Below are 2,604 nucleotides of genomic sequence, written 5' to 3'. Positions count from 1 at the left end.
GAGTATACTGTGCAGGCATATATGGTACAACCAAGCGCAAAAGTAGCGGTTAAAATAATAGTTGCACAGCCCGAAGTTATATTGGCACAGTGGGAATATCCCGAAGGTGGTAAAAAAACAAAAACAGGCTGGGGCGAACCAAACCATGCCTACATTAAATTTAAAGCGGCAGAAGGTTTAATTGTAAATTTAGAATATGGTTATTTAGATCACAGCAGCAAAGCGAGAGCCATCCACGTGATTACAGGCTTCAGAGTCCCTCAAAATCAAATATTAGATTTAGAGAAATACAATTTCATCCCCAATGCAGATAAGTATCAAAAACTGCTAAAAGAAGGGACAGCATTTTACTTCAAAGTATACTCGACTGATAAAAAATATGAAATCTTAAATGGGAATATTCCTCAACCGCTGCAAAAACTAAAACTGGTTACCAAAGAAGAAATTGTAAGCATCGAATTTTTAACCGACAACAAACCGGTTATCCAAGCACTATACGGCAGCAAAATGAAATGCCGCATCCGCACGCGTAACCTAAGTGCAAAAAATGTATCTGTAAAAATTTACAGAAAAGAAAGCCGCCTTGGATTCGACAATTTAAGGAAAGATACACTTGTACACCATAAAGAATACCCTTTAAATGATAACGGTATTGTTGAGTTTGATTTCATATTGGCCAAAAGCTGGGAGAAAAGTTATAGTGAAAAACTGCATCGTTTTTATGCCATGATAGAAGAAATGGAGTTTTTAGGAACAAGCAATACYTTAGTAGCCTTTAAAAATGATGTACCAGCAAATGGAGGGAAAGCATTGGTGGGCGTGGGGAATCAGGAAGACAACAGTCATAGTGATTGCCCCAGATGTAATAAAGACATTACTACGGTAGAACTAAAACAAATATTTAAAGATGCTGATGATGCCACGCTCACAACGGTTGCCATCACCTACAACAAATACATGGCCGATCTTGGCCTGAATACCTGCTGGGTTAAAGCACATTTTTTTGCCCAGATCCGGGTAGAATCCGGAACTAAACTGCATTTGAAAAGCGGAGAAAACATGAATTACAGTGCAGATACGCTGATCAACGGTAACTTAAATAAAAAAACTGGAAAAAGGGACAATCCGCCTTTTTCGTATTTTACAAAACATAAAGAAGATGCCTATAAATATGGAAGAACCAAAGATCATGAAGCAAATCCGCAAATGATTGCGAATCTTGCTTATGCGGATAAAAACCGCAGTGTTGGAAATAGAATTGGCAATACACAGGAAGGAGATGGCTGGAATTTTAGGGGAAAAGGCTTGATACAACTAACAGGAAGAGAAAATTATAGCAAAGCAAACACTTATACTTTAAAATATGAGCAGGTGGATATCCTTAAAAATTCTGATATTGTAGCTAAGGATATTAAAATTGCGGTACTAACTTCAATGGCGTTTTATAAGTGGAATGGGTTGATTACGAAATCAAATGGGGCACTAGAAAACAAACCAATTTCACAAGGAATAGGTAACGAAGTTGGAGACAGTTATACACTAAAGCAAAATACTTTTGATAATTATAGTTCTAAAGTATTTAAGGTAGGTGAATGTAGCTGGAAAAATATTGACATTAAAATATTGGGTAATCGCGCGCCTTGGATGGAAATAGCATTAAATGAAGCTAAAGTAATGAGAGGTTGTTTGGAGTCAGAAAATCCGATGTATACAAAAGCAAAGGAATACTTGTCTTATTGCAAAAACACTGCTGAGCCAACAAATGGTGAACAAGGTGCATGGTGTGCAGCTTTCATGAATTGGTGCATTAGCAAAACTAAAAATGCAAAAACTAAACTTCCATATAGTCATTTAAATTCAGCCTCATCCTTAGCTCCTATAAGTAATTCTAAATACAAGAAAATACCTGAGCCCATATACGGTTGTTTTGTCGTTTACAAACATACTGACGGTAAACATGGACATACAGGATTACTATTTGGAAAAAACACCAGTGGAAAATATATACTTCTCGGTGGCAATCAAAATGATTCAATCCGATTTAGTGAATATGGTGATTATACAAGTAAAAGTAAGCAGAAAAAATTATACGGCTTTTATATACCTGTGGATTACACTATTAAAGACATAGATAAATTAAATAGCAATGATATTTATGGTGATATACAAGCATTAAATATAAAAATTGGCATTAAAAACAAACCGGATGGAAAAACTAATTAAAAGAAATCATATGTACATTAAAAAAACGTTAATCTACTTCTCTATTATTTTATTATTAATTGCCTGTAAAAATAAGCCCGCTAAAAACAATCAAATAGTTAAAGAAACAGAAATGAATTTAACAAAAAATGAGATTAACGAAATTAAACAACATCTTGAATATCAAAAACAGATGGTAAGTGATGAACTAGATCCAGAAGATCCATATGAATTGACACCTAAAGATTTAGAGTTAGCATCAAAAGTATTACTTCTAGGATTAAAGAATAGTGGTTATAAAGTAGTTAACGATGAAATATTTTATCAAAAGATTAATGAAATATTTGGCATAAAGAACTTAAAAACTTCTAACAAAATAAATATAACAGACAACTACATTAC

The 2,604-nt window shown here is 34.1% G+C and carries 2 protein-coding genes; both read left to right on the top strand.

The window, feature by feature from the left end; translation table 11 throughout:
• The coding region (locus AC1DND_RS25385) for a hypothetical protein (RefSeq protein ID WP_477585313.1) at positions 1-2,223 on the top strand (2,223 nt) is incomplete at its 5' end.
• On the top strand, positions 2,207-2,604 hold a 398-nt coding region (locus AC1DND_RS25380), incomplete at its 3' end, for a hypothetical protein (RefSeq protein WP_477585312.1). The genes AC1DND_RS25385 and AC1DND_RS25380, both read left to right, overlap by 17 nt.

Source organism: Pedobacter sp. 01N416 (genome assembly GCF_056399685.1).
This window is presented reverse-complemented; position numbering and strand designations above follow the sequence as displayed.